The sequence below is a fragment of the Terriglobia bacterium genome, from assembly GCA_020073495.1.
Lineage (GTDB): Bacteria > Acidobacteriota > Terriglobia > Terriglobales > Acidobacteriaceae > JAIQFD01.
Genome location: JAIQFD010000001.1, coordinates 366,126 through 384,028, shown reverse-complemented (window position 1 = coordinate 384,028; position 17,903 = coordinate 366,126). Strand labels below are relative to the sequence as shown.

The window sequence follows — 17,903 nt, the reverse complement described above, 5'->3', positions numbered from 1 at the left end:
GTCCCGATCTGAGGCGCCCATGCGAAGCACTGCGACGATCGTCCTCGGCATCCTGGTTGGTGTTGCCCTCGGCCTTGGCCTGTACACCTTCGTCTACGCCAAAGGCTATTCCTACCTCACGAATGACCCCAACGCCTGCGCCGACTGCCACATGCCCTACACCCGCGAGGGCGGCCTGAAGATCAGCGACCACGACGTGCGCTCGCCCCTGCTCAACATCAACCGCGCCTGCCAGACCTGTCATCGCTGGCCGGAGAAGGAGCTGAAGGACCGGGTCGAGGAGATCCAGACCCGCTTCTATGACACGTGCAACATCGCCCTCGATGCCCTCATGGACCTGATCCACGACATCAAGGCGGCCAAGGACGCCGGCGCCAGCGAAACCGACATGGAGCAAGCGCGCCAATACCAGCGCCAGGCGCAGCTCTACATCGACTTCATGATCTCCGAGAACTCCATGGGTTTCCACGCCGACCAGTACTCGATCAAATCGCTGGCCGAGGCTATCGACCTCTGCCGCAAGGGCCAGTTGGCGCTGGGATCGCGCCGCGCTACCTTATTACTGAGCCGTGGGTTGGTTATCGTTTCGATCCTGGAGACGAGTAACCGTATCAGCGAATCATGATCGACCAGAGAGCCGAAACTGTAAGCATCCTCGTGGCCAAAGGTCAGTGAGTTGTCGACTGACAGCCAAAAGCTGCTGTGCTCGCCTTCATTGGCTGCTGGTGTGGCCTTTTCTCGTTGCTCTTCAGTTGCCGCCGCCGAATCTGACTTCCGGTTAGTAGCAGGCCCAACAGCAATAAGAAACCCAGAACTGCCGTGAGTGAAGTCACCTCGCCTCCAGCCGAACTTTACATAATCCGGCTACTCTGATTGGACAAGAGAAGCCGTAAAGACCGAATAAAACCCTCGTAAAGACTTCATAACTGCCCCCGAATAAGCCGCTCACCGCAGGTCTCGGAAGGGGAACAAGCGCAGCAAACAATGGCGTTACAACTTCTTTATGCACTCTTTAGACAAGTTTTACGTACGACGGTATCCAATGTTGCTGTGAGGAGACGAGATCGCGGACCGCTCCGCGTGCTGGTCCCTCCGAGTCGAGTTCTCAAATGCTGTTGACTCCCATTCTCGTTGCGATATGCACCAGCTCGGTGCTATTCATGGTTCGGTTCCTGATTGCCATCTGCGGCAGGGAAGGTAGAGCCGCACGATTGGGCTACCTGGTGCAGGTCGGGCCGGAGCACGATAGCGGTGAGGATGGTGAAAGTGAACGCGACCAAGACGTGTTTCCCCAGCATGCGGATTCACCCATCCCTCTCGGGAGAGTGATCCCGATGTATCCACACCTTCTGAAAACCCGGCGCAACACCTCTCGACCAAGCGTGGCACTCCCGGAAGGATCAGAAGACATTCGACATAGGTTGTGAGGCGGACGCACAATGGTTAACGGACTTGAGACCGTTGCAGCGTTGGCTGCTGTCGGACTTCTCGCATATCTAATCCGCCTTGGCTGGCGGGTATTGGGGGAGCTCGACCAGCTCAGGAAATCGGGAAGGAAACCACTGCGACCTTCGAGCAAGAACAGTCAATTGAAAGTTTGAATTAGGAGCTCGCGTATGCAGGATCTGATCTTCGTGGCCATTTCGATCGCATTCTTTGCGATTTCCATTGCCTATGTGCGTTTCTGCGATCGCGTGAAGTAAGAGAGAAAGAATATGAGCCTGGAATCGATCATCATGCTTGCAGTGAGTGCCCTGACAATGGTGTATCTGATCTACGCACTGCTGCGTCCGGAGAAGTTCTGAGATGACAGTCAACGGCTGGTTCCAAATACTGCTTTTTCTTGCCCTGATCCTCGCTGTGACCAAGCCTTTGGGCGTCTTCATGGCGCGCGTGTTCAACCGCGAGCGCACATTTATGGATCCCGTGTTGCGGCCGATCGAGCGGCTGCTGTACCGGGTGACCCGCGTGGATGAAGACCGGGAGATGGGCTGGGTCGAGTACGGCGTGTCCATGCTCTTGTTCAGTGCAGTTTCGATGCTGCTGCTGTATGTCATTCAGCGCGTCCAAGGATTCCTGCCGCTCAACCCGCAGAAGTTCGGCGCAGTAGCGCCAGCTCATTTGGCCTTCAACACCGCGGCTTCGTTCACCACCAACACGAACTGGCAAGCCTACTCGGGTGAAACCACGATGAGCTATTTCACCCAGATGGCGGGCCTGGCTTACCACAACTTCGTCTCGGCAGCGACCGGCATCGCCCTGGCCATTGCCTTCATTCGAGGTATTGCGCGGCGTGAGATGAAGACGATCGGCAACTTCTGGGTGGATCTGGCTCGCTGCAGCCTATGGGTGCTGTTGCCGTTCTGCATCGTTGGATCGCTGGTGCTCGTGTCCCAGGGCGTCGTGCAGAACCTGAAACCGTACGACACGGTGAAGCTGGTCGAGCCGCAGCAGGTACCGAAGGTGGATGCGAATGGAAAACCCGTAATCGGGCCGGACAGCAAGCAGGTGATGGACACGGTCACCGAGCAAACGATTGCCCAAGGCCCAGTAGCGTCGCAGGAGATCATCAAGGAATTTGGCACCAACGGTGGCGGCTTCTTCAATGCCAATAGCGCGCATCCGTTTGAGAACCCGACTCCCTTCTCAAATCTCATCGAGATGTTCTCCATCTTCGCAATTGGGGCCGGACTGACTTACACACTGGGCCGGATGACGGGCTCACAGCGCCATGGATGGGCGGTGTGGGCGGCGATGGCCGTATTGTTCCTGGCCGGGGTTACAACGGCGTACTGGGCGGAATCGCGCGGGAACCCACTGCTGGCCGGCGTAGACCAACGCGTGAGCGCGACCCAGTCCGGTGGGAACACGGAGGGCAAAGAAGTCCGGTTCGGCATCGCCAATAGCGCCCTGTGGGCGACGGTGACTACCGACGCAAGCTGCGGCGCCATCAACGGCTGGCACGACTCCTTCACGCCGCTCGGCGGCATGGTTCCGCTGGTCAACATCATGCTCAGCGAAGTCATCTTCGGTGGCGTCGGTTCCGGGATGTACGGCATGCTGATCTACATCGTGCTGGCGGTGTTCATCGCCGGCCTGATGGTGGGCCGCACACCCGAATACCTTGGCAAGAAGATAGAAGCCTATGACGTGAAGATGGCCATGCTCGTAGTGCTGGTGTTCCCGCTGGTGATCCTGGTGTTCACGGCGATTTCATCGGTCAAGCCATTCGGCACGTCGGGCATCTCGAATCCGGGACCTCACGGATTGAGCCAAATGCTCTACGCCTTCGTCTCGGGCGCTGGCAACAATGGTTCCGCATTTGGCGGATTGACCGTAAACACACCCTGGTACGACACGACTATCGGCCTGACCATGCTGGCGGGACGGTTCTTGATGATCATCCCCATGCTGGCCATCGCCGGGAATCTGGCGCGCAAGAAGTACGTGCCACCGTCGCTGGGCACGTTCCCGGTCACGACGCCGCTGTTCACCGTACTTCTGATCGGCGTGATTCTGATTGTCGGCGCGCTGACGTTTTTCCCGGCTTTGAGCCTGGGACCGATCCTCGAGCACCTGCTGATGGGGGCGGGCAAGACCTTCTGATTTGGTTGGATAAACGATATGGCAAAGCAGAAAGCTATTTGGGAGTGGAAGATCGTACGACGTGCGATCGTGGACTCTTTCGTCAAGCTGAACCCGCGCAAGATGATGGGCAATCCCGTCATGTTCGTGGTGGAGATCGGCAGCGTGATCACGACCGTGCTGCTGTTCCGCGGTGGTACGGCCTTCAACTTCAACCTGCAGATCACGCTCTGGCTTTGGTTCACGGTGTTGTTCGCCAATTTCGCCGAGGCCATGGCTGAGGGACGCGGAAAAGCCCAGGCAGACACGCTCCGTAAGGCACGCTCCGAGACCGTCGCCAATCGGCTGCTCGGGGATGGAACGATCGAGAAAGTGCCGAGTTCCAAGCTGCGTGCTGCAGACCTGGTGATCGTCTCTGCCGGTGAATTGGTTCCATCGGACGGCGAGATCCTCGAAGGCGTGGCCTCAGTCGATGAATCGGCGATCACGGGCGAATCCGCCCCGGTCATTCGCGAAGCCGGCGGCGATCGCTCGGCTGTGACAGGCGGCACGCGGGTTCTCTCCGATCAGATCAAAGTCAAGATCACGGCGAACCCTGGCGAAACCTTCCTGGACCGCATGATCGCGCTGGTCGAAGGCGCCGAGCGGCAGAAGACCCCGAATGAGATTGCGCTCAACATTCTCCTGGCTGGTCTGACGATCATTTTCCTTCTGGCGGTTATCACTCTACAGCCGTTCGCTATCTACTCCGGCTCTCCGCAGACGGTGTTCGTGCTGGTGTCGCTGCTGGTCTGCCTCATCCCGACGACCATCGGCGGGCTGCTGTCGGCGATCGGTATTGCCGGAATGGATCGGCTCATCCAGCACAACGTGCTCGCCATGTCCGGACGGGCCGTCGAAGCAGCCGGTGACGTGAACACTCTCCTGCTGGACAAAACCGGCACCATCACTCTCGGCAACCGGCAAGCCTCGCGCTTCGTTCCGGCTCCCGGCGTGACAGAGAAGGAGTTGGCAGACGTGGCGCAACTTTCATCTTTGGCAGACGAGACTCCTGAGGGCCGTTCCATCGTGGTGCTCGCCAAGGAGAAATATGGTCTGCGCGGACGCGAACTGGCTTCCCACGATGCGCAATTTGTGCCTTTTTCCGCCCAGACCCGCATGTCGGGCGTAAACATGAACGGCTTCGAGATCCGCAAGGGTGCAGCCGACGCAATTGCAGCCTACCTGTCTCAGGGAGGCACAGAGTTTCCAAAGGAAGTGCAGGCCACGGTTGAGGAGATCGCGCGCAGCGGAGGCACCCCCCTGGTGGTCGCCGAGAAGAGCCGCGGCGCTCTAGGCGTGATCGAACTGAAAGACATCGTCAAGGGCGGCATGCGCGATCGCTTCGACCATTTACGCGCCATGGGCATCCGCACTGTGATGATCACCGGCGACAATCCGTTGACCGCAGCCGCCATCGCGCGCGAGGCCGGTGTCGACGATTTTCTCGCGCAGGCCACGCCCAAGGACAAGATGGACTTGATCAAGAGTGAGCAGGCCGGCGGTAAGCTGGTCGCGATGACGGGTGACGGCACCAACGACGCGCCGGCGCTCGCGCAGGCCGACGTGGGCGTCGCCATGAACACCGGCACGCAGGCTGCCAAAGAGGCCGGAAACATGGTGGACCTGGACTCGAATCCCACCAAGCTGATCGAGATCGTAGAGATCGGTAAACAGCTTCTGATGACGCGCGGCTCGCTGACCACGTTCTCCATCGCCAACGATGTGGCCAAGTACTTCGCCATCATTCCCGCCATGTTCGCGGGAACGTTCCCTGTGCTGCAAGCGCTGAACATCATGCGTCTGCAAACACCGGAGTCGGCCATTTTGTCGGCCGTTGTCTTTAACGCTCTGATCATCATCGCTCTGATCCCGCTTGCATTGCGCGGCGTGAAATACCGGCCTATGGGCGCAGCTCCGCTGCTGCGGCGGAACCTCCTGATCTACGGCCTGGGCGGGATCATCGTGCCGTTCATCGGGATCAAGCTGATCGACATGGTGATCACGCACATTGGTCTTGCATAAAGGAATGCCGCAATGAAGAAGAATCTCATCACCGCCGTGCTCATGACGATCGCAACCACGATCTTGCTGGGCATCATTTACCCGCTGGTTGTGACCGGCATCGCTAAGGTCCTGTTTCCAGACAAGGCCGGCGGCCAGCTGATCCAGCGCGACGGAAGGATCATCGGATCCCGGATCATCGGCCAGCCCTTCACAGGACCGGGATACTTCCACTCACGTCCGTCTGCGGCCGGCAATGGCTATGACGCCGCCAATTCCGGTGGAACGAATCTCGGCCCCACCAATCAGAAACTGATCGACCGCGTGAAGCAGGACATCGCCTCACTCCAATCGGAGAATCCCGGCAAGCCTGTGCCGATCGACCTGGTCACCACATCTGCCTCCGGTCTCGATCCCGACATTACGCCCGCGGCAGCCGAGTTCCAGGTCCCCCGCGTCGCCCGCGAACGTGCCTTGAGCGAAGACCAGCTGCGGCAGCTTATCGGCAAACACACCGCGGGACGACAGTTGGGATTTCTGGGAGAGCCGCGTGTCAATGTTCTAGAGCTTAATCTCGAGCTGGATACCCGTTACCCGGCAAGAAAGCAGGCAAAGACCATGGAACAAAACCATCCTTAAGTCTCGATGGACTTTTCATTCGAACGTTACGGGCTCGTTATCGAATCAGAGTAGCCGGGGCTCTTCCGGCGGCTTCTTCCACCCCGACAGGTCATGAATGCAAGCACTGATTCAATACGGTGCTTTCCTGCTGATCCTCACACTGTTGGTCAAGCCGCTCGCATCCTGGTCGCCCTGCTGGGCCTGCTGCTGGCGGGACTGATGGTGGGCCGAACGCAGGAGTATCTCGGCAAGACGATCGGACCGCCGGAAGCGAAGATACTGACGCTCTACGTGCTCGCCTGTGGTGACTTTTCAGTGATGGACGCAGCCACTTGAAGCCACATAAGTGAGATTATTGAAACTGCAAATTATCGCCACACTGAAAACGCTGCGCTCTACCATCTGTCATCTCATGAGGCATGGCGGTAGGGGAATACGTCACAACTCGTCAAACATGTGGGGGTTTTCGTAGGGACCGCCTGCATCGGACGAATACGGCGGGCTACGGTGAGTCCACTCAAATTATTGATGCTACTGAGAGAACGACTGACCCGAGAATCACTTGTATCCCTGGAGCCTGTGGTAATCTATTCAAGAGAAACGTCTTGGGCGCGTAGCTCAATTGGCAGAGCAACTGACTCTTAATCAGTAGGTTGAAGGTTCGATTCCTTCCGCGCTCACCACTCGAATCTCTCCGTATCCCGATCCATCCCCCGCCGTGACGCCGCCCTTTCTCGCCGGAAAACGTACTCGCTCCGCACGATTACATCGCCTTACGATATAAAGGCCGCAAGAAATCGTTTATCGTGCCCATAAGCAGAATTTCTGGGCGTAATTGCGATTCGCCGGAGAAAAACTATGAGTTGGACAGGGGAAACCTCCACCGATACTGTCGGCTCGCTGGTCGTCAAGTCGCGGGTTGGATGTGGGCAACCGCGCGGCTTGTGGGGGAAAGTGAGTATCCGAAATGCCTCTGTCCCGGCAGGTGGCTGCTGTCGCTTTGCTGATGTTCCTTGCATGTTCAGCGATGACGCTGAACGCACAAACTAACGGTTCGGCCTCCGATACCGCCGAGCTGAATCACCGGCTGGAGCTGTTGGAAAAGCAGGTCAGCGATCTGCGCGCTGCTCTGGCTGCCGCCAACGCGCCCGCCGCCCCTGCCGCCAGCTCCGCTGTGCCTCCCGCGGCGGCAGCCGTTGCAACTCCCGCTCCGCCCGCGACTGCGGCGGAGTCCCTCGGACACCTTCTGGGCTCGACCACCCTGAGCGGCTTCGTTGACACCTATTACGGGTTCAGTATCAACCAGCCGCAATCCCGCATGACCGGTCTGCGGAGCTTCGACGCTCCGGCAAACCAGTTCTCGCTGAACATGATCGAGCTGATTATCGACAAGCCGGCGGAAGCCACCAACAGCCGCCTCGGCTACCACATCGCGTTCGGCTACGGCGATGCCATGAACGCAGTGAATGCCACCGATCCGGGCGGGTTGGGCTTCGCCCAGTACCTCAAGGAAGCCTACTTCACCTATCTCGCCCCGGTCGGAAGCGGTCTCACCATCGACGTCGGCAAGTTCGTCACGCCCCACGGCTTCGAGGTCATCGAGAGCAAGGACGATTGGAACTACTCCCGCGGGCTCCTATTCAGTTACGCGATCCCCTATTACCACTACGGCGTGCGGGCGAAATACGCCTTCAACAGCAAGTATTCGTTGACCGGATACGTGGTGAACGGGTGGAACGATGTCATCGACAACAACACCGGGAAGACCTTCGGCCTGAGTTTCGCGTGGAACCCCACCAAGAAGTTCAGTCTGACGCAGAACTACATGGCCGGCCCGGAAGGGCTGAACACGAACAGCCACTGGCGCCAGGTCAGCGACACCGTCTTCACCTACGCGCCCACCAACCGGCTCTCGTTGGCTCTGAACTACGACTACGGCCGTGGCGACATGGTCCTCGGCTACGCCAACCCAGCCTTCTGGACCGGGATCGGAGGCTACGTCCGCTACGTCTTCAATTCGCGGTACTCCCTGGCAACCCGATACGAGTATTTCGACGACCATAACGGCTTCACCACGGGTACACCCCAGCACCTGAACGAGTTCACTGGGACGCTGGAACGCCTCGTGTCTCACCACCTGATCACCCGGCTCGAGTTCCGCCACGACGTCTCCAATGCTCCCGTCTTCATGAAAGGCAGCACGCCGGTGCCGGGGCAGAGCACCATCAGTGCCGGTTTGATCTACGCGATCGATTCGAGGGAGCAATGAGACTTGGGGGCATCCTCGGTGCGCCAAATACGAGATCGGAGGTGGCTGCGGCCGGTAGAGGGTTTCCGGCGCCACTTTCGTTGTGCGGGTCCGCAGCTTGGGCAAAAACTCAAACAAACCCAACGACCAGCGATGCTCAAGCTGCGCCCGCTCCCAATCCGCACCCGCTCCTTGCCATCCGGGAGGCGCAGCCACCGTCGGCCGGTGGCTTCATCAGACGCGATTCCGGCAGTGCCTGCGGCGGAGAAACCCGGCGATGACCACAGGCCGGCGACAAATGACTAACCTCGGAGCGTTCCTGATTGGCTTTCCTGGATTGCTTGGCGGCTTGCTCGCATTGGAGGGTGATCCGGTGGCGGGCACGCTGATCGCGCTGGCCGCCATGGCACTTCTGCTCTATGCGGCGGCTGGCTTCTGCAAGGCCCCTGGGATCTACGAACCGATTCTGCAACGCACACACAAGGAGGATGGATATGGCGGCGAACGCCCCCGTTGAGATGAAACCGACCCTGGGTTTGACCGGCTTGACCATGAATGCCATGGCGCTGATCGCGCCGGGCGCCTTTCTCTGGTTGACCTTCTACATCCAGGCGACCACCGGCGTGACCGGACCGGCCATGTGGCTCGGGATCTTGTTGGCGCTCGCGCTCTGCCTGGCGACCGCCGTGTGCTATGCCGAGATGGCGAAGCTGTATCCCGGGACCGGCAGTTCCTACTATTTCGCCGAACAGTCCTTCCTCAATCACGACAAGGCGTGGCGGTACGCCCGGCTTTCCAAGTTCATCGTCGGTTGGGGTTCGCACCTCTATTACTGGATCTATCCCGGCGTCATGGTCGGGGTAATGGGAGTCCTCTGCGGCTACCTGGTGGGGACCATCTGGCCGAGTTTCATGAATGCCTCCAATCCCGGTCCGGCATTCATGATGCTGATTGCCATCGTCTTCTCCTTCGGAGTCGCTTACATCGCGTATCGGGGCGTGAACGGCTCCACGTCGGTCAGTATTGCCATCAACGTGATCCAGATCGCAGCCTTGGTCGTGTTCTCCGTGCTGGCGCTGGGGTATCGCGTGAACCATCCGCCGGGCAGCGTAGCCTTCCAGTTCGATTCGGCGTCGGGTGCGGCGTACACCTACGAATTCGCGACCCAGAAGGCGGTCGTTGACGGAAAAGAGACGGAATCGATCGTGCGCAACCCGGACGGTATCCCGCAGCCCAAGCTGGACACTGCCGGAAAGCCCGTGCCGTTTCGCATCAGCTACCCCACCAAAGACGACAGCGGCAATTTCCTGACCCATTCCAACGCCGCTTCCGTGATCAAGGCGCACAACTGGGGCTGGGTGTTCGTCCAGGCCACGGTCGCCATCCTGATCCTGGTGGGATTCGAATCGGTGACCGCCATGGGCGGCGAAGCCAAGAATCCCAAGCGCGACGTGCCCATTGCGGTCATCGTCTCGCTGCTGGTCCAGGGGGCGTTCTGCTACCTGTTCGAGTACTTTGCGGCGAACTATTTCCTCAACAGTGGCTACACCCTGCAAAGTGCCGCGGGCTCGGCGGCGCCCATCGGTGACATGATGATCATGGTGGGCGATGCTCTGTTCGGCGCGGGGCGGGGACGTATCTTCATGTTGTGCGAGGCCTTCACCGTGTTCCTGGCGCTTATCGGAACCACTCTGTCCTGCATGAACACCGGGGCGCGCGTGACCTACTCCATGGGGAAGGATCAGGAAGTGCCGGAGCACTTCGGCTTCCTGCACGGGAAAAACCTCACTCCTCATCGCGCCATCTGGACCTTGGCGGCGATCTCGGCGGTGGTCGGTTGCATCGCGGTCGTGATGGCCTTCGGCGACGCCGGTGCGCCCACCGACAGCGCAATCCAGGCGTTGCCCCATGGCTTCTGGTCCAGCTTTGGGTACACCACTCATGACAAGATGGCGGCGCTGCCCAATTCGCTGCTGACCATCACGCTGGCGTCGAACTTCGGTACCTTCCTGCTGTACGGCCTGAGCTGCGTGATCTGCATCGTCGCCTACCATGGCCACCCGAAGTTCAGCGTTCTGCGGCACCTCTTGATCCCTGTCTTCGGGCTGGTTGCCAACCTGGCCTGCATGATTTTCTACCTGGTCGGACCGTTCCTGGGCTACGGCACAAAGATGGAGCCGCTGCTGGCTTTAGGGATCGCTCTGGTCTGGGGGATCTACGGTGGGATCTTCTTTGTCCGCAGCAGTCGCACGATGGGGAGGACCACGCTGGTCGCAAGCCGGACACAGGCGGTGTGACGACGTGCGATTGCTCGTGAGAATGGGCGGGCTTAGGCCCGCCCCTTCTTGAAGGAGCAAATGTTGAAGCAATCTCGAGGGCCGCTCTCTGGCGGGGCCGGCAAGCTCTCCGGCACGCACCGTCCTGCGCATACGTCTGTGCTGGATCTCGAGTTCGCGCAGCTTTCCGACCACGGCTGCGTGCGCGAGCAGAACCAGGATTATCTCGGCCATGCGCTTCCCGCGACGCCGGAGCAGGCCCGCACTCATGGCTGGATGTTCGCGCTGGCCGATGGAGTCGGCGGACAGGAGCAGGGACACGTGGCCTCTCGCACCGCGGTGGACGACCTGGCCGCTGGCTTTCGCACAGCTCCGAAAGACGAACCCCACGCCGCCTTGTTGACGCGTCTGATCCAGGCGGCCAATACCCATGTGTACGACGCTGGGCGCACGGCCGTACCCAGGGCTGTGGCCATGGCGACCACCATCGTGGCCTGCGCTCTTCGCTTCGATCATGCAGTCGTGGCCCACGTGGGTGATTCGCGTTGTTACCTCATCCGGCGCGGCCACGCCCGGCTCTTGACCCGCGACCATACCGTCGCCGGTGAGCAGTTCCGGCTGGGCGTGCTCTCAGCCCGCGAGGCGGCTGCGGCACCCACTCGCCACCTCCTCAGCCGCTCGCTGGGAAACGATCTTTTCGTCGCCGTCGACTGTTGCGAGAACCTCCTTCTTCCCGGCGATGTCCTGCTGCTGTGTTCCGACGGGCTGCACGGCCCGGTCACCGAATCGGAGATGGCCCACGCCGTCAGCCGGCGCGCTGACTTGCAGGAAGCGGCGCACGAACTGGTCGCGATTGCCAATCAACGCGACGGCAGCGATAATGTCAGCGTTCAATTGATCCGCGTTCGAGGCGTTGAACGTGTCGGCATGTACCGCGGGCGCCCCTACAAGCTTCGCTGAGCCTGGGAATCGCACCCGCTTGTCGCCGCGGATCGGCGCTGCCACATGAATTCCATCCATCCCGGCGATCAACTCGACCACTATCGCATCGAAGGAGTTGTTGCCCGCAGCGGGATGGCCTCCATCTTCCGCGGCATCGATCTCCTCACCGGTCGCCCCGTCGCCATCAAGATTCCCCATCCCGAAGTCGAGAGTGACCCGGTCTTCTTCGAGCGTTTTCATCGCGAGGAGGAGATTGGCGCAAAGCTGGACCATCCCGGCGTCATGAGGGTGTTCACCGACGATGACCGCAGCCGGGTCTACATGGTCATGGAATGGGTAGACGGGCGGCTGCTGCGTCAAGTCCTCAACGAGCAGCGCAAGCTTCCAGCGGATCGCGCGGTCCGCATCGCCCTCGGCGTCTGTGACGCTTTGGAGTACATCCACAGCCAGGGGGTCGTGCACCGCGATCTGAAGCCCGAGAACATCATGGTGGACGCCGAGGACCGCATCAAGCTCATCGACTTCGGCATCGCCTCCAACGTCGGGGCGCGCAGGATCACCTTCTCCCGTCTGTCTCAGACCATGGGCACGCCCGACTACATCTCTCCGGAGCAGGTGAAGGCGAAGCGCGGCGACGCCCGCAGCGACATCTACGCGCTGGGGGTCATGTTGTACGAGATGCTGACCGGGAAGGTCCCGTTCACCGGCTCCAATCCCTTCCTCATCATGAACGATCGCCTGCTGAACAACCCCATCCCTCCGCGCGAGATCGATCCTGCTATCTCCCCCCAGCTCCAGGAGGTCATCTACCGCGCCCTGGAACGGGACCCCAAGAACCGGTACGGCAGCGCCCGCGAGTTTGCCAGGGATCTCCGGCATCTGGACCAGGTCGGAGTGGCGGAGCGTCCCGAGCTGCGGGACTGGAAACGGCGGCGCTCGCCCTTGGCCAGAACCATCCTATTTTATGTGGTGCTGGCGTTGATTCCCGTCATCATCTTCGCCCTGATGTTTTATCTGGCGCGGCACGGCTGAACCGTTCTGCCGGGGATGATTGCAGTCGTGTGGCCGATGCGGTGGGGAAGGGCCGGCCTTTACCGCTGGACGAATTCGTCAGTATGGGTGACGAACTCCGGATAGGCGCCCGCGCCCAGCTCGTATAGATCCAGGCCCAGGCGTTCGCCTTCCAATGCTACCCGCTGCGGGTAAACACGATTCAATAGCCAATTCAAACCGTAGGTCATCGGCAGTACAAAGCCCAGCAGGGTAGCGACGCCCACCAGTTGCGCCAGCCACTGGCTGGAACCGCCGCTTCCCCATCCACGCCAGGCCCCACCGGTCGCTGCGTAAGGAAGACGCGCGAAAAGGCCGAGCGCCAACAGGCCCCAGATTCCACCCACGGCGTGCACCGCGATTGCTCCTCCGGGATCGTCCACTCCGAGTCGCAACTCGAAAAACTCCACCGCGTAGGTGACCACAGCGCCCGCGACCAAGCCGATCACGAGTGCTGTCCCCGGTCGGATGAACGCACACGCGGCGCTGCTGGCCACCAGCCCGCTTACCCAGCCGTTGGCGCTGAGCGATGCGTCCGGTTTGCCGAATCGCAGGCGCGTCATCACCACCGCCATCAACGCGGCAGCCGCCGCGGCCAGCGTGGTATTGACCGCGATCAGCCCCACTCGTTTGGCCTCAACCCCGCTGAAAAGGATCGCGCCGGCGGAATTCAGGCCGCACCAGCCCAGCAAGGCCAGCAGACACCCGAAGAGAACGAAGACGGCGTTATGGCCGGGAATGGCAGCCGCCATGCCATCGGCGGCGTACTTGCCCCGGCGAGGACCCAGGATCCAACTCATTGCGAGTGCGGTCAGGCCTCCGAGCGCTTGGATCGAGCCCGCGCCACCGCCATCCACCAAGCCCTGGCCCAACCCGAAATTGACCCCGAGTTGCGCCAACCATCCGCCACCCCAGACCCAGTGCGCGAACACGGGATAGGTTAAGCCGGCCAGCAGGGCCGTCGAAACGCAGCTCGCCCCCAACCGCCAGCGGTCGGCTCCGCTCCCCAGTGGGATCAGCGCTGCCAACCCGACGCTGAACATCTGCAGCCAGGCCGCCAATGAGGCGGGAGAGCCGTCCAGATCCAGTCCGCGAAGAAAGAACCGCTCCGCCGCGATCCAGTTCCAGGGTTTTCCCGCCACGGTCAACACGTGCGCCGGCCGGCCGGGATAACCCTGCAGCGCAAACCCGCAGGCGAAGTACACGACTGCGGCCACCGCCACGACACACAGGGAAGCGACCATCGAGTGCGCCGCACTACGCGACCGCCCCAATCCGGCATTGATCAGCGAAAGCCCCGCCAGGGCCAGAGGAACAAGGAAAATGAGCGCGACGCAGAGGGCGGCCGCTAGCTCGGAGAGCGCAGGAACAGGCGCGGACGTCAATCTCTTTCCTCTCGCAGGACCAGATGGGCGCGCACGGCCAGGATCAGGCCCAGCACCTCGACACCGATGCCGGCCAGCACAAAGCCGGTCCGCAGCGCCGACGGCGCGAGCAGCGCGAGCGCCGAGAGAACGATTCCCCATCCCGCCAGCAGCAACAGAAAGCCCGCAACCTTCATACGGTGACACCCCGGCCGGAGCAGCCTCGAACCGCTCTGGCCTCACTCTTGAGAACTGGCACATTAGCCCGACAGGGGAGGAGACGGAACCACCGCCCGGGCCGCCGGATCGGATCGGCGCTGACTCGACACTTGAGCGTAGTGCGCGCCCTGGAGCCCGTCCAATCGATTTTTCTTATGGTGGTTAGAAGTTTTCTGTGTCGAACACCGGCGGAGATGCACGTTTCGGTCCCTTCCCCGCTCACCCTCTGCTCACTGCTTGTCGAAGAGCAGTTTCTGATCGAATTCTCCGTCCGGCGTGGTGAAGTGTTTCTGGAGGGCCAGCGTCTTACCGTCGTCGGACAAGCTCCATCGGCTTGTCCACTTGATGCCCTGGCTTTCGTGCGCGGGGCGCGCCTTCTGGCGTGACTCGAAGACCAGCACCGGCCCCGCCCAGTACACCCGCGTCCAGATCTCGGTATCCGGGTTGGAGTCCGTGACCCGCTCTTCGCCATCGGTGGTGATTTCGGCGTGCGTCGTCTTGCCGTCCTGCGTGTAGTCTAGCGTCAGGTTGGCGCCGGCGTGGCGAATGACGTACTGGCCGGAATCCGGCTTCGGCATGGGGCCCAACTCGCTTTTCTCCAGGTTCAAATTCCATCGGCCCGAGAAGTTGGGCTGCTTCTGGGCCCATCCTGGCGCGGCCGCCAGCAGGCATGCGATGAAGGCACAAAGTGCCCCCCAGACCTGCAGCCTCCGGCTCCGTTTACCGATATCCCATTTCATGGCGTGAGGATTTTATCTTCCGGCGCGGCCCGAATCTCGTCGGTTACCGGACCTCCATTACCTCGGTTACTTGCCCACCCGGCGCGGTGGGCGCATTCTGACACTGTCACCGCGTTCATTCGGCCTTCTAGATTTATAGCAGTGATCAGGTGGAACATGGAACTTACTGTACGCGCACGCCATGCCGGGAGCGTAGTCGTCGTGAGGTTCTCCGGGCGAATGGTGCTCGGCCAGGCCTCCTCAGAAGCCACCGAATGGCTGCGGGACCTCATCGCCAAGAACCCGCAGATCGTCATTGACCTGGACGGCCTGTTCTTCGTCGATCCCAGCGGGATCGGCGCCCTGCTGAGCCTGTACACCTCGGCCACCGCCCATGGCGGGAAGTTGCGCTTCGCCCGGCCTTCTCGCAAGATCGCTCGCTTGCTGGAAAGCACCAAGCTCAACAGCGTATTTCCTGTCTACGAAACGGAGGCAGACGCCATCGCCGCCTTCGCTCCGGCCGGCTAGACATTTCGTTGCCACTCCATCGGCCCGGGCACCGCCTCCGACGCCCGGGCCTTTTTCTTCCCCAACACGCCTTCGGCTATCATGCGTTGCGCTTTGCATGTCTCGCATAGTCCATCGGCGGAAGGTCGGCCTGGCTCGGGCTCTCTCCAAGCTGGGCTACTGTTCGCGTGCTCAGGCCTTCGGACTGGTCCGGGCCGGCCATGTCCGCCTGAACGGCCGCCTCTGCCGCGAGCCGGAAGCGCCGGTCGATCTGCAGCGCGATCGCATCGCGGTGGATCGCCAGACCGTGGCCGCCGCGACTCCCCTCTACCTCATGTTGAACAAGCCGCGCGGTGTCCGTGACCACCGCCTCCGACGAGAAGGGCCGCGACACCGTCTATGCCTGCCTGCCGCCCGATACCCCCTGGGTCGCCCCCGTCGGCCGCCTCGACAAGGCCAGCGAAGGTCTTCTGCTGCTGACCAACGATTCCGAGTGGGGCGCGCGCATAGCCGCGCCCCAGACGCGCCTCGACAAGACCTACCACGTCCAGGTGGGAACATCCGCCGGCCCGCCCCTGCTCGCCGCTCTGGTCAAGGGCGTGCGGACGGACGGGGACGAATTGCTACGCGCCAAGCGCGTCCGCATCCTGCGGGGTGGACAGAAGAACACCTGGCTGGAGATCGTCCTCGACGAAGGCAGGAACCGCCACATCCGCCGCATGTTGGAGGGCCTCGGGGTCGAAGTGCTGCGCCTGGTGCGCGTGGCCATCGGCCCCCTCGCCCTCGGCGATCTTCCCAAGGGCGCCGTCCGGGAACTCACCAGGGAAGAGAAGCGTGCCCTGGACGATTTGCAGTAGAATGACCCGCCGATACTGGATAGAGGAGAACTCATGCCCACCAAACGCAAAGCCGCGGCCAAGAAGCCCGCAAAACCGCCGAAGTCTTCCGGGAAACGAAGCGCGCGCAAGCGCAGCGCCCCGGCCGGTCCCTTGGTCGATGTAGCGCGCAAGATCGGCACGACCCTGGGCGAGGTCGCTGTCCGCGCTGGCATCGTGAAGCCCGGCGGCGACGAGCCCTCCGGACAGTAGCCCCTCATTCCAATCCCGAGGTTCGCGGATGCGCAAACCGGTCCTTGGTGTCGCCCTCTTTCTGCTCGTAGGCCCCGTTGTTGCCCGGAGGCTCCAGGAAGCCTGGTACCTCATTCATTGAGTGGAGACTTTATGCATACCCACACACTACGGCCCACGCCTGTCGGCAACGTCATAGACGAAGTCCTCACCAGCTGCGAGCAATGGGCCCGTGACTTCGCCTGGGGACACCTGCCCGCCGAGCCCACCCGCGAGCTGGTCGTCGTCTCCTGCATGGACTCGCGCCAGCCGCTCAAGGCCATGCTCGGACTCGGCCCGGGGGACGCGCACTTCATCCGCAACGCCGGCGGCCTGGTCACCGACGACGTCCTGCGCTCGCTGCTCATCTCCGTCCACCTGAAGGGCACGCGCGAGATCATGATCATCCAGCACACCGAGTGCGGCTTGCTCGACCTGCGCGAAGCGGAACTGCGCGCCCGCCTGGAGAAGGATTACGGCATCCACTCGCAGGGACCGCCGCATTTCGGCGGATTCAGTTCGCTGGAAGGAAGCGTCCGCGAGCAGGTCGCCCGCGTGCGCTCGCACCCCTGGTTTCCGCACGACCTCGCCGTCCGCGGCTTCATCTACGACGTCAAGACCGGCAAGATCGGCGAAGTGCGCTGAAGTTCTAGCGCGCGCGAGCGCGCAGCCACAGCCAACCCACGCTGCCGATCATGCCCAAGTAGCCCATCACCCGCACCACTGCCGCGATCGCTGTGTCCTTCTGCAGCATCCCGATCTGCGTCAGCATCAGATACCAGTCGTGTTCCGGGGGCTCGCCGCCGCCCAGGCTGACCAGGTCCAGTAGCTGCGTGCGCGCGTCCGCCATGTACGTGGCGACGTAGAGGAAGTTCTCGAAGAAGAGGAACATGCAGAACGCCGCCGCCGCCGTCTGCCGCTTGTAGGCGAACGACGCCGCCAGCAGCAGCGGCACCAGCAGTTGCAGGATGGTGCCGCCCCACAGCCCCAGCGTCGGCCCGAACCACCCGAATAGCGCGTGGCCGGCCTCGTGCACCACCAGGTTGGCGTTGTCCACCAGCAGGAACCCCTCGCGGTTGCGGAAGGCGTACACCAGGAACAGGGCGTAGCACGCCGTCCACGCCAGCAGCGCCGTCCGCCCCACCGGCCGCCAGGGCTCGCGGAACGTCTCCCGCAGATCGTCGAAGAGACTCATTGGTTGACCGCATCCTGTCCGAATCACC

Annotated in this window: 18 protein-coding genes, 1 tRNA gene and 1 pseudogene; 16 read left to right on the top strand and 4 right to left on the bottom strand. The window is 61.7% G+C overall.

The genetic code is table 11. From position 1 onward, the window contains the following. Positions 1–19: 19 nt before the first annotated feature. The 12 genes from LAN37_01785 to LAN37_01730 all read left to right on the top strand — a co-directional run bounded on the left by LAN37_01785 (position 20) and on the right by LAN37_01730 (position 12,747). On the top strand, positions 20–625 hold the full coding sequence (locus LAN37_01785) for an ammonia-forming cytochrome c nitrite reductase subunit c552 (GenBank protein ID MBZ5645935.1): 606 nt from the start codon (positions 20–22) through the stop codon (positions 623–625). A 1,090-nt stretch (positions 626–1,715) separates the two neighbouring features. Next, a complete protein-coding gene (gene kdpF / locus LAN37_01780) occupies positions 1,716–1,805 on the top strand; it encodes a K(+)-transporting ATPase subunit F (protein MBZ5645934.1) in 90 nt (29 codons plus the stop codon). Position 1,806: 1 nt separating this feature from the next. Next, positions 1,807–3,606: a potassium-transporting ATPase subunit KdpA gene (gene kdpA, locus LAN37_01775; GenBank protein MBZ5645933.1), complete on the top strand. Its 1,800-nt coding sequence runs from the start codon at positions 1,807–1,809 to the stop codon at positions 3,604–3,606. 18 nt (positions 3,607–3,624) lie between these two features. After that, a complete protein-coding gene (kdpB, locus tag LAN37_01770; GenBank protein MBZ5645932.1) occupies positions 3,625–5,649 on the top strand; it encodes a potassium-transporting ATPase subunit KdpB in 2,025 nt (674 codons plus the stop codon). A gap of 12 nt (positions 5,650–5,661) precedes the next feature. Then, the gene (kdpC, locus tag LAN37_01765; GenBank protein MBZ5645931.1) at positions 5,662–6,267 is read left to right on the top strand and encodes a potassium-transporting ATPase subunit KdpC; all 606 of its coding nucleotides are present in this window, start codon (positions 5,662–5,664) and stop codon (positions 6,265–6,267) included. A 93-nt stretch (positions 6,268–6,360) separates the two neighbouring features. Then, positions 6,361–6,585, top strand: a complete 225-nt coding sequence (locus tag LAN37_01760) for a potassium-transporting ATPase subunit KdpA (GenBank protein ID MBZ5645930.1) — start codon at positions 6,361–6,363, stop codon at positions 6,583–6,585. Positions 6,586–6,856: 271 nt separating this feature from the next. Beyond that, positions 6,857–6,932, top strand: a tRNA-Lys gene (locus LAN37_01755). 284 nt (positions 6,933–7,216) lie between these two features. After that, positions 7,217–8,518: a porin gene (locus tag LAN37_01750; protein ID MBZ5645929.1), complete on the top strand. Its 1,302-nt coding sequence runs from the start codon at positions 7,217–7,219 to the stop codon at positions 8,516–8,518. Positions 8,519–8,774: 256 nt separating this feature from the next. Next, a complete protein-coding gene (locus LAN37_01745; GenBank protein ID MBZ5645928.1) occupies positions 8,775–9,014 on the top strand; it encodes a hypothetical protein in 240 nt (79 codons plus the stop codon). Next, positions 8,992–10,794 carry an APC family permease gene (locus tag LAN37_01740; protein MBZ5645927.1) on the top strand — a complete coding sequence of 601 codons (1,803 nt, stop codon included), beginning with the start codon at positions 8,992–8,994 and terminating at the stop codon, positions 10,792–10,794. Before LAN37_01745 ends, LAN37_01740 begins: the two co-directional genes overlap by 23 nt. Positions 10,795–10,854: 60 nt before the next feature. Beyond that, complete coding sequence (locus LAN37_01735; GenBank protein ID MBZ5645926.1) at positions 10,855–11,733, top strand: protein phosphatase 2C domain-containing protein; 879 nt, start codon at positions 10,855–10,857, stop codon at positions 11,731–11,733. A 45-nt stretch (positions 11,734–11,778) separates the two neighbouring features. Then, positions 11,779–12,747, top strand: coding sequence for a serine/threonine protein kinase (locus LAN37_01730; GenBank protein MBZ5645925.1), 969 nt, complete (start codon positions 11,779–11,781; stop codon positions 12,745–12,747). 59 nt (positions 12,748–12,806) lie between these two features. Here the strand turns inward: LAN37_01730 and LAN37_01725 are convergent, their stop codons facing one another. The 3 genes from LAN37_01725 to LAN37_01715 all read right to left on the bottom strand — a co-directional run bounded on the left by LAN37_01725 (position 12,807) and on the right by LAN37_01715 (position 14,926). Continuing rightward, a complete protein-coding gene (locus LAN37_01725) occupies positions 12,807–14,150 on the bottom strand; it encodes an ammonium transporter (protein ID MBZ5645924.1) in 1,344 nt (447 codons plus the stop codon). Further along, the gene (locus LAN37_01720) at positions 14,147–14,326 is read right to left on the bottom strand and encodes a hypothetical protein (GenBank protein ID MBZ5645923.1); all 180 of its coding nucleotides are present in this window, start codon (positions 14,324–14,326) and stop codon (positions 14,147–14,149) included. Before LAN37_01720 ends, LAN37_01725 begins: the two co-directional genes overlap by 4 nt. A 252-nt stretch (positions 14,327–14,578) precedes the next feature. Then, on the bottom strand, positions 14,579–14,926 hold the full coding sequence (locus LAN37_01715; GenBank protein ID MBZ5645922.1) for a hypothetical protein: 348 nt from the start codon (positions 14,924–14,926) through the stop codon (positions 14,579–14,581). 318 nt (positions 14,927–15,244) lie between these two features. Between LAN37_01715 and LAN37_01710 the strand changes: the two genes are divergently transcribed. The 4 genes and pseudogenes from LAN37_01710 (at position 15,245) to LAN37_01695 (ending at position 17,325) form a co-directional block, all read left to right on the top strand. Then, the gene (locus LAN37_01710) at positions 15,245–15,595 is read left to right on the top strand and encodes an STAS domain-containing protein (GenBank protein MBZ5645921.1); all 351 of its coding nucleotides are present in this window, start codon (positions 15,245–15,247) and stop codon (positions 15,593–15,595) included. Positions 15,596–15,692: 97 nt separating this feature from the next. After that, a pseudogene (locus LAN37_01705) lies at positions 15,693–16,431 on the top strand (rRNA pseudouridine synthase). Between the two features lie 33 nt (positions 16,432–16,464). Next, complete coding sequence (locus LAN37_01700; protein MBZ5645920.1) at positions 16,465–16,662, top strand: hypothetical protein; 198 nt, start codon at positions 16,465–16,467, stop codon at positions 16,660–16,662. A gap of 132 nt (positions 16,663–16,794) precedes the next feature. Continuing rightward, positions 16,795–17,325, top strand: a complete 531-nt coding sequence (locus LAN37_01695; GenBank protein ID MBZ5645919.1) for a carbonic anhydrase — start codon at positions 16,795–16,797, stop codon at positions 17,323–17,325. Positions 17,326–17,329: 4 nt separating this feature from the next. On the opposite strand, the gene LAN37_01690 is transcribed toward LAN37_01695, so the two are convergent. Beyond that, the gene (locus LAN37_01690) at positions 17,330–17,875 is read right to left on the bottom strand and encodes a hypothetical protein (protein ID MBZ5645918.1); all 546 of its coding nucleotides are present in this window, start codon (positions 17,873–17,875) and stop codon (positions 17,330–17,332) included. Positions 17,876–17,903 lie beyond the last annotated feature (28 nt).

What these genes read in the sequence shown, in the direction of transcription:
- LAN37_01785 (MBZ5645935.1), top strand. Translation starts at nt 20, where the DNA reads ATGCGAAGCACTGCGACGATCGTCCTCGGCATCCTGGTTGGTGTTGCC.
- kdpF (MBZ5645934.1), top strand. Translation starts at nt 1,716, where the DNA reads ATGAGCCTGGAATCGATCATCATGCTTGCAGTGAGTGCCCTGACAATG.
- kdpA (MBZ5645933.1), top strand. Translation starts at nt 1,807, where the DNA reads ATGACAGTCAACGGCTGGTTCCAAATACTGCTTTTTCTTGCCCTGATC.
- kdpB (MBZ5645932.1), top strand. Translation starts at nt 3,625, where the DNA reads ATGGCAAAGCAGAAAGCTATTTGGGAGTGGAAGATCGTACGACGTGCG.
- kdpC (MBZ5645931.1), top strand. Translation starts at nt 5,662, where the DNA reads ATGAAGAAGAATCTCATCACCGCCGTGCTCATGACGATCGCAACCACG.
- LAN37_01760 (MBZ5645930.1), top strand. Translation starts at nt 6,361, where the DNA reads ATGAATGCAAGCACTGATTCAATACGGTGCTTTCCTGCTGATCCTCAC.
- LAN37_01750 (MBZ5645929.1), top strand. Translation starts at nt 7,217, where the DNA reads ATGCCTCTGTCCCGGCAGGTGGCTGCTGTCGCTTTGCTGATGTTCCTT.
- LAN37_01745 (MBZ5645928.1), top strand. Translation starts at nt 8,775, where the DNA reads ATGACCACAGGCCGGCGACAAATGACTAACCTCGGAGCGTTCCTGATT.
- LAN37_01740 (MBZ5645927.1), top strand. Translation starts at nt 8,992, where the DNA reads ATGGCGGCGAACGCCCCCGTTGAGATGAAACCGACCCTGGGTTTGACC.
- LAN37_01735 (MBZ5645926.1), top strand. Translation starts at nt 10,855, where the DNA reads ATGTTGAAGCAATCTCGAGGGCCGCTCTCTGGCGGGGCCGGCAAGCTC.
- LAN37_01730 (MBZ5645925.1), top strand. Translation starts at nt 11,779, where the DNA reads ATGAATTCCATCCATCCCGGCGATCAACTCGACCACTATCGCATCGAA.
- LAN37_01720 (MBZ5645923.1), bottom strand. Translation starts at nt 14,326, where the DNA reads ATGAAGGTTGCGGGCTTTCTGTTGCTGCTGGCGGGATGGGGAATCGTT.
- LAN37_01715 (MBZ5645922.1), bottom strand. Translation starts at nt 14,926, where the DNA reads ATGCCGAAGCCGGATTCCGGCCAGTACGTCATTCGCCACGCCGGCGCC.
- LAN37_01710 (MBZ5645921.1), top strand. Translation starts at nt 15,245, where the DNA reads ATGGAACTTACTGTACGCGCACGCCATGCCGGGAGCGTAGTCGTCGTG.
- LAN37_01700 (MBZ5645920.1), top strand. Translation starts at nt 16,465, where the DNA reads ATGCCCACCAAACGCAAAGCCGCGGCCAAGAAGCCCGCAAAACCGCCG.
- LAN37_01695 (MBZ5645919.1), top strand. Translation starts at nt 16,795, where the DNA reads ATGCATACCCACACACTACGGCCCACGCCTGTCGGCAACGTCATAGAC.
- LAN37_01690 (MBZ5645918.1), bottom strand. Translation starts at nt 17,875, where the DNA reads ATGAGTCTCTTCGACGATCTGCGGGAGACGTTCCGCGAGCCCTGGCGG.